The organism is Agathobacter ruminis (assembly GCF_002735305.1).
GTDB lineage: Bacteria > Bacillota > Clostridia > Lachnospirales > Lachnospiraceae > Roseburia > Roseburia ruminis.
Map to the genome: position 1 here is coordinate 1 of NZ_PDYG01000079.1, position 9,057 is coordinate 9,057.

Consider the following 9,057-nt stretch of genomic DNA (forward strand, 5'->3'; position numbering starts at 1 on the left):
CGAAAAACCTAGGGTTCGTATGCATGCCAGCGCGGAAAAAGCATACGAACGAGCCAAAAACCTAGAGTTCGTATGCATGCCGGCCCAGCAAAAGCATACGAACGAGCCAAAAACCTAGGGTTCGTATGCATGCCGGCCCAACAAAAACATACGAACGAGCCCAAAAACCTAGAGTTCGTATGCATCCCAGCGCGGCAAAAGCATACGAATGAGCAAAAAAAATATTCGCAAAATGTGAAGGGGTTACCGGGTTTATGGGCTGAGGCTGTTTATTCAAAATAGACTGAGAATGGTAAGAAATGTATTACAAATGGAATACTTTTTGGGGTATGTAATTGTTATAATAAAAATGACGGGGAGAAAAACGGAGGGTTTTACATGAAAATAACAGATAATTTACAGCAGGCGGAAGGCAATTATATTCTTCCATTTTTTTGGCAGCATGGTGAGAGTGAGGAAGTTCTTCGCAAATATATGCAGGTCATTTATGATTCCAATATCCGCGAAGTCTGTCTGGAGGCCAGACCGCATCCGGATTTTGCCGGAGCGCAATGGTTCCGGGATTTTGATATTATCCTTGACGAGGCAAAAAAGCTTGGAATGAAACTGTGGATTCTCGATGATGCCCATTTCCCGAGCGGACAGGCTGCCGGTCATATGGATCAGGAACCGGAGCATCTGCAAAAGACCTATTTGAATTATCATGCCATCGATTTGACAGGTCCGACAAGTCAGATTCAGGTGGATATAGAGCCGATGACACATTATTATCCAAATCCGTTTCAGGGGGGCACGCATCCGTTTATACAGCCGGATTTGCGTGAATACAAAGATCCGGAAAAATTAATTGCGGTTGTGGCCGGTCGTCTGGACGGCAAGGTGGGCGATATTTATCATGTGGATGAGCTGGTTGACCTGACGGATCGGGTCGAAAATGGAATCCTGACCTGGGATGTGCCGGACGGACCATATCGACTCTGGGTCATTTATGAGACACACAAAGGCGGCGGGCGTTGTGCAGTCAATTTCCTGTCAAAGGAATCCTGTGCTTTACAGATTAAGCATTGCTATGAACCGCATTATCAGCGTTACAAAGAGGAATTTGGCAAGACCATCCTCGGCTTCTTCTCTGATGAACCTGAGGTGGGCAATACTGCAAGCTATTCTGCGGATGCGGCGCACATCGGCAATCCGACAATGCCGATTCCATGGAGTGAGGAGATGCCGGAACTGATGCGTCAGCGCTTCGGAGAAGATTATGCACACAGGCTGGTGGCATTGTGGAATACGGTCGGCACCGAGGAGGAGACCGCCGATGTGCGCGTGGGATATATGGATATTGTTTCCCGTTTGTGCCAGAAGAATTTCGGGGAACAGCTTGGTGAATATTGCAGGGAACGAGGTCTGAAATATATTGGACATATTGTGGAAGACTGCGATGCGAGTCCGAATCTGGGCTCATCTTTGGGCCATTACTTCCGCGCACTCTGGGGACAGGATTGGGCCGGTGTGGACAATATCGGCGGTCAGGTGACGATTGGAGGTGCCAATGTCAGCCATTGTAATTTGACAGGAATGGATGCAGACGGAGAGTTCTATCATCATGAGCTGGCAAAACTGGGTACTTCCCTCGCGGATATCGATCCGAAGAAGAAGGGAAATACCATGTGTGAGACGTTCGGTGCGTACGGCTGGAGTGAGGGAACCAGACTGATGAAATATCAGGCGGATCATCTGCTGGTGCGCGGAATCAATCATTTTGTGCCACATGCCTTCGATCCGAAAGAATTCCCGGATTTCGACTGCCCGCCGCATTTCTATGCACACGGCAGGAATCCGCTTTATAAGCCGTTTGGCACATTGATGAAATATATCAATCGTGTCAGCCATCTCATCAGTGGAGGCTTCCATCATGTGGATGTGGCAATTCTCTATCATGCAGAGGCAGAATGGTCGGGAATGGAATATCTCGAGATGGGACGTGTGGCACGCTATCTGGATGATGCACAGATTGATTTTGATTTTATTCCGGCAGATGTATTTGCAGATCCGCAAAGCTTTGACAGCTTTTATGACGACGAAGGATTGCATATCAACGGGCATGTATTTACCGCGCTGATTGTGCCGGGCATGGCTTACGTGACGGATGCGACACGTGCATTTCTGCAAAAAGCAAAGGAGACGGATTTTTTGGTACTCTTTGCCAATCGTGTACCAAACGGAATGGAAGACGGATATGTTGCAACCGACTGTGAAAAACTGGTGCACAAGCTACAACTTGCAGGTCTGACGGATGCCGTAATCGCACCGGAATGCAGTCAGATTCAGATTTATCACTATTCTCAGGAACAGGAGGATTATTATCTGATCAGCAATGAGAGTAGTGGAAAAATCTATACGGGCAAGGTCATTTTGCCGATTGAAGTGCCGGGACATGTTTTTGCATATGATGCGTTTGAAAACAGGCTGAGCATTCCGGATGGAACAAAGACTGCGTGCAACTATGAACTTCCTGTGACAATTGCACCGTTTGAAATGATGATTCTGGTCATTCCGGCTTCGCAGGAACAGGACGAAATCCTCGCAAAAGAGGCACGGGAAAAAATCCGTTTTGATGCAAAAATTGCCGATGTGACCGGAGAATGGACTGTTTCTTATTGCAGCAACGAGAACTATCCGATTTTTACGGATGCAATGAAGATGCAGGAATTGTGCAATTTAAATCTGCTGAAAAAGGACTGGTCTGGCATCGCCAGATATGAGAATACGGTTGCACTCGAGCGGGCGGATATGCCGCTTCAATTACGAATTCCGGAAGCGTATGAATCCGTGGAGGTCTGGATTAATCATTCTTATGCGGGTGAGCGCATCTGCCCACCGTATCATTTTGATTTGACAGGGCTGGCGGTTCCGGGAAAGAATGAAATTCGAATCGAATGCCGGACCACACTCGAGCGAATGGTGCACGGAATCACGCATGGAATGGGACCGTTCGGACCGGAGTTCGGAGCGGTTTATCCGAGTGGACTGATTGGAACCATATCGGTATGGAAAAAATAATTTTACAAATAAGGACACTTTTTTGAACAAAAAGTGTTCTTTTTTTGTGGCGCCTGCAAGTGTATGATGAGAGTAGCAAAAACAAAGAAAAAGCATGAGGAGGGTTTTGTATGCAATATTATCTTGCCGTGGATATTGGGGCATCCAGCGGAAGACATATTTTGTCCCACTTACAGGACGGTAAAATAATTCTCGAGGAAATTCACCGTTTCCCGAATGGAATGATTGACAAGAACGGACATAAAGTCTGGGACTCTGAGCAGTTGTTCCGCGAGATTATCACCGGTATGAAAAAGTGCAAAGAGCTGGGCAAAATCCCATACAGTATGGGAATTGATACCTGGGCTGTCGATTTTGCGCTGCTCGATGAGAACGGTTCACTTCTGGGTGATACCGTCGGATATCGCGACGGCCGTACCAAGGGCATGGATGAACTGGTATATCAAACGATTCCTTTGGAGGAATTGTATGCGCGTACCGGAATTCAAAAGCAGATTTTTAATACCATTTATCAGCTAAAGGCAGTGCAGGTACAGCAACCGGAGCAATTGGCAAAAGCAAAGAAAATGCTGATGATTCCGGATTACTTCCATTATCTTCTGACCGGTGTGGCTGTGACTGAGTATACAAATGCTTCGACCACACAGCTCGTCAGTCCGGTGACCAAAGACTGGGATTACGAACTGATCGAACGGCTGGGCTTCCCAAAAGAAATCTTTACCGAGATTTGCAAACCGGGCACCATGATTGGAGAACTGACGGAAGCAATCCAAAAGCAAGTCGGTTACAACTGTAGGGTGGTACTTCCGGCAACGCATGACACCGGTTCTGCGGTAATCGCAGTACCGAGCAATTCTGATGATGTGCTTTATATCAGTTCGGGTACCTGGTCATTGATGGGAACGGAACTGAAAAATGCCATCTGCACAGAAGAGAGTATGCGCCGTAATCTGACCAATGAGGGCGGATATGATTATCGCTTCCGCTTCCTGAAAAATATCATGGGCATGTGGATGATCAATTCCGCAAAGAAGGAAATTGCAGACAACTACAGTTATGCAAAGATTTGTGAGATGGCTTCCGAGACGACGATTGATTCAATTGTCGATGCGAATTCCGACTGCTTCCTCGCACCGGATTCGATGGTCAAGGCCGTACAGTCTGCATGCAGGGAAAGCGGACAGCAGGTTCCGGAGGGAATCGCCGAGGTTGCTGCAGTCATTTATCATTCTCTTGCTGCATGTTATGCCGATACGGTAGAGGAAATCGAACAGATTACAGGTAAACATTATGATGCGGTTCATATTGTCGGAGGCGGTTCGAATGCACAATATCTGAACCAGCTGACCGCAAATGCCTGCAAGCGCAAGGTTTATACCGGACCGACAGAGGGAACAGCCATCGGCAATGTCGTGGTTCAGATGATTGCAAACCACGAATTGCAGAACCTGCAGGATGCGAGAAGATGTATTTTCGATTCATTTGAAATCGGGGAATATCAGCCGCAATAGATAAGAATTAGACAAGATAAGACATGATTATTTGAAGGAGGATTTATAATGTTAGTAAACACAAAAGCAAAAGTTGGGGTATTTTCAATTGCATTGGGCGCTTATCTGCCACAGTTCCCGGAGCTGGTTCCGGAGTTTGAAGCACAGTATGAAGCATTTAAGAAGACCATTCCGGATACTGTCGAAGTGATTGACGGTGGTATGGTAACCACAAAAGAACTGTCCATGGCAGCAGGTGACAAATTCCGTGCTGCAGATGTTGATCTGGTTATTTTGCAGTTGCTGACTTATGCGACTTCCTATAATATGCTTCCGGCTGTCAGAGATTTGGATGTGCCGGTGGTACTGGTCAATGTACAGAAATTAAAAGCACCGGACTATGCAAATACCGATACACCAAAGTGGCTCGGTGAATTGTATGCCTGCGGTGCGGTTGGCGAGATGGTGGCAGACCTTGAGCGTGCCGGCAAGCGTCATGCAGTAATCACCGGTGTTGTTGAAGGCGGAGACGAATATGTACAGCATGAAATCGAAGACTGGTGCAAGGCAGCACAGGTACGCAGAAGATTCCGTTATACCAATATTGCACAGATTGGCCGTCCATATCCGGGAATGATGGATTTGTATATTGATGAGACAAATCTCTATAACAGAATGGGACTTTATACCAAGCAGTTTGACTGGGAAAAGATGTGGGCAATTGCAGACAATATCACAGATGAACAGGCGATTCGTGCAAAGGCAGAGGAAATCCTCGATACCTTTGAAATCGAAGGCGGTGCAACTGTGGAGACCGTATGGGATATGGCGCGCTATGTGGTTGCGTTCGAGCAATGGGTCAAGGATGAGGATCTTGCCCTTGTGGCTTCTCATTATGATGGTTTTTCACAGGGGATTGCAGGCAAGCTTGACAGTATGCTGATTCCTGCCTTCTCTATGCTGATCAAGCAGGGAACCGCCTGTGCGGTAGAAGGCGATATTAAGGTGGCAATGGCGATGTCCATCTTAAAGACGATTTCCGGTACCGGACAACTTTCGGAAATGTATTCGATTGATTTCAACGAAGATATCTGTATCATCGGTCATTCCGGATCGGGTGATGCGGACATTTCGCAGGCGCATAAGCCGACCATGAAAATCGTTCCGGTATTCCACGGCAAGACAGGTGGCGGATATCTGACACAGTTCTATCCACCGACAGGAGATGTGACTTATCTTGGAATTACCCAGGATATGGATGGACATTTCAAATTTGTGGTTGCCGAAGGCGTCAATGAAGAAGGACCAATCTTTATGTTTGGTGATACCAATATGCGCACCAGATTCTCCATCGGTGCAAGAGAATTCGTAAACCGCTGGAGTGAGGCCGGCCCAACTCATCATATGGCTGCAGCAGTGGGACGTCATATTGATACTATTTTGAAGGTTGCCAAAATCTTAAATGTTCCGGTAGATATTATTACCAGATAACGGTTTCAAAGGTTTTGGTTTCGGGTTTTATGCAAATGCGTTATAATGTAAGGAGGGAGAAACAAGTCAGGAGGGTAAGAATATGAATACAATTTTTGGTGTACCTTGTATGGAGGGCTATATCCGTATGTGTTCTGACGGTGTGCGTCAGGGCTGGCATGAGCGAAACGGAGGTAATCTGACCTACCGTATGCGTGAAAAGGATGTGGAACAGTGCCGTCCGTATTTTCGCAAGACCCCGGGCGACTGGGTAAAAATGGATGTACAGGCTGAAAATCTGAAGAATGAATTCTTTATTTCAACCGGGTCCGGAAAGTTTTTGCGCAATGTAGACTTGGAACCACAAAATTCCATTTGTATTGTCGAAATCAACAACAAAGGAGATTCCTATCGTATTGTTTGGGGATTGGAAGATGGAGGAAAGCCGACTTCCGAATTCCCGACACACTTTATGAACCATTCCATTCGCAAACGCGTGACAAATGGTGAAAACCGTGTGATTTATCATGCGCATACACCATATGTGATTGCACTGACCTATGTGCTTCCGTTAAAGGCTGAGATTTTCACGAGAGCATTGTGGAAGAGTGCCACAGAATGCTGCGTGGTTTTCCCGAATGGTGTCGGTGTTGTTCCGTGGATGGTGCCGGGCGGCGCTGAGATTGCAAAGGCAACTTGTGAGCTGATGGAACATTATGATGCTGCAATCTGGGCATTCCATGGTCTGTTTGTATCAGGACCGGATTTTGATATTGCATTCGGTTTGATGCATACCATCGAAAAGGCTGCAGAGATCTGCGCCCTTGCACTCGCGGCAAATGGTGGCAAGAGACCTCGACAGACTATCACAGATGATAACCTGCGCGCAATCGGCAAAGCCTTTGGCGTGACATTGAACGAACAGGTAATGAATTACGGAGATGACGGAGATCCGTTATATTGTTAATCCAATCTGAACGAAAATTGGATGACCGCAAACAAATAGAAAATCAGAAAGTAGAGAGTGCGCAACAAAACATATTTGTTGCGCACTTTTTCTGTGAAAATAGTACTAAATTAGTCAGAGTTGCGCATGACGGATGGGAAGAAAGTAGGATTTGATAAATTTTAAACAAAAATATTTACTAAAAAATGTCCTTTAACTTTGGGAGTTCGTGATAATTGAAATGAAAAAATTGGAATGCTATACTTGAATTGCAAAAGTGAGCAACCGGTTGCGCAAAAAGTTGCGCACAAATATTTTACTTTCTGATGCCGATCAGAGAAAAGAGGACAACGAGATGAGAAGGAAAAAGCTTTCAAGAATCTGTAGCACGACTCTTGCAGCTGCTCTTGTAGTCGCACAATTTGCAACTACGGGATTTGCAGAAAATGTGCTTGCAGATGAAGCGACATCTGTTACCCTGTCAGATGCTGATTTTACAGGGGATTTTTGGAATGATGGGGTTTGGACACTGACTCCAAGCACTTGGGACAACACAAGTAGCTGGAAAGCGTCTGATCTTCTTACAAATGGGGATTTTGAAAGCGCTGATACGACAGGCTGGAGCATGGATGTTGCAGATGGTGTTACATATGCAGTTAAGACCGATAGCTGGATGACAGAAAATGCCACCAACTTCCTGAATCTCTATAACGGAAATTCTGAAAGTGCACATTTTGGAATGTCTCAGGAGATTACTCTTCCTGCAGGAACTTATAAAGTATCTGCAAAATTTGAGGGAGCAGAAGGCGATACAAACCTAACGCTTACAGCCGGAACAAACTCAATCGAGGTTGGTCAGACAACAGGTTATAATACTTGGAAGACCGTGGAAACAGAAGAATTCACCTTGGATTCTGAGTCTGTTGTAAGCATTTCTATCACCGGGGATTTGAGTGCAGAATACTGGGGCGATATTGATGATATCGTTTTATATGCATATACAGCTGATGAGAATGCTGATTCACCGGAGCAAGAGGATACTGCAGTAGAATCCTCTGTCTATGTAGAGAAAGTGAATTTGACAGATGATTTCATTACCGGTGCGGATGTGTCATCTTATCTTTCATTGTATAACAGCGGAGCGAAGTTCTATGATTACGAGGGAAATGAACTTGATCCTCAGGGCTTCTTTAATTTCCTTGCTGCCAACGGAACCAATTGGATCAGACTTCGTGTTTGGAATGATCCATATAATTCTGAAACACGCGTTGGATACGGCGGCGGAAATAATGATTTAGCTGCTGCAATAAAGATGGGAAAATGGGCGACCAACGCAGGCATGCGTGTGCTGATCGATTTCCATTATTCTGATTTCTGGGCAGATCCGGGAAAACAGAAAGTGCCAAAAGCCTGGGCTGATATGAATTTAGAAGAAAAGACAACCGCAATCACAAATTATACAACAGAGTCCTTAAATGCTCTTTTGGATGCCGGTGTTGACGTAGGAATGGTTCAAATTGGAAATGAGACCACCAATTCCTTCTGCGGTGAATCCAATTGGGAAAAACGTTGCACCTTATTTAGCGCCGGTGCAAATGCGGTTCGTGCAATTGATGAGAATATCTTGATTGCAATTCATTTCACCAATCCGGAGAGAAGCACAAATTATGCAAATTTTGCAGCTCAGTTAGATCAATATCGTGTGGATTATGATGTATTTGCATCATCCTATTATCCATACTGGCATGGAACTTTAAGCAATTTACAATCTGTATTATCAAATATTGCAACCACTTATGGCAAGAAGGTGATGGTGGCTGAAACTTCTTGGGCGTATAGCCTCGAAGATGGAGATGGCCATGATAATACCGTTCGTGAGGGAAGCAATGATACAGGCCAGAGCTATGATTTCACAGAGCAGGGACAGGCAAACGAGATTCGTTCTGTTGTAAATACCATTGCAAATACCACAAATGGAATCGGCGTATTCTATTGGGAAGCTGCATGGATTCCTGTTCAATATGCATATGATGAGAACGGAAATTTGGATGATGAAATCTTAGCATCAAACAAAATTGCATGGGAGACCAA

Annotated in this window: 5 protein-coding genes; all 5 read left to right on the plus strand. The window is 45.5% G+C overall.

Going from position 1 to position 9,057, the window contains the following annotated elements:
• Nucleotides 1-378 precede the first annotated feature (378 nt).
• Nucleotides 379-3,060, plus strand: a complete 2,682-nt coding sequence (locus CSX02_RS09760) for a glycosyl hydrolase (RefSeq protein ID WP_099386552.1) — start codon at nucleotides 379-381, stop codon at nucleotides 3,058-3,060.
• 110 nt (nucleotides 3,061-3,170) lie between these two features.
• Entirely contained in the window at nucleotides 3,171-4,571 is a 1,401-nt protein-coding gene (gene rhaB, locus CSX02_RS09765) for a rhamnulokinase (RefSeq protein ID WP_099386553.1), read from the plus strand.
• 48 nt (nucleotides 4,572-4,619) lie between these two features.
• Nucleotides 4,620-6,041 (plus strand): arabinose isomerase, encoded by a 1,422-nt coding sequence (locus CSX02_RS09770; protein WP_099386554.1) that lies wholly within the window; start codon nucleotides 4,620-4,622, stop codon nucleotides 6,039-6,041.
• A gap of 82 nt (nucleotides 6,042-6,123) precedes the next feature.
• Entirely contained in the window at nucleotides 6,124-6,987 is an 864-nt protein-coding gene (gene rhaD / locus CSX02_RS09775) for a rhamnulose-1-phosphate aldolase (RefSeq protein WP_031546330.1), read from the plus strand.
• Between the two features lie 334 nt (nucleotides 6,988-7,321).
• A partial coding sequence (locus CSX02_RS09780; protein ID WP_189281493.1) for a glycosyl hydrolase 53 family protein occupies nucleotides 7,322-9,057 on the plus strand: 1,736 nt, incomplete at its 3' end.

What these genes read in the sequence shown, in the direction of transcription:
- CSX02_RS09760 (WP_099386552.1), top strand. Translation starts at nt 379, where the DNA reads ATGAAAATAACAGATAATTTACAGCAGGCGGAAGGCAATTATATTCTT.
- rhaB (WP_099386553.1), top strand. Translation starts at nt 3,171, where the DNA reads ATGCAATATTATCTTGCCGTGGATATTGGGGCATCCAGCGGAAGACAT.
- rhaD (WP_031546330.1), top strand. Translation starts at nt 6,124, where the DNA reads ATGAATACAATTTTTGGTGTACCTTGTATGGAGGGCTATATCCGTATG.
- CSX02_RS09770 (WP_099386554.1), top strand. Translation starts at nt 4,620, where the DNA reads ATGTTAGTAAACACAAAAGCAAAAGTTGGGGTATTTTCAATTGCATTG.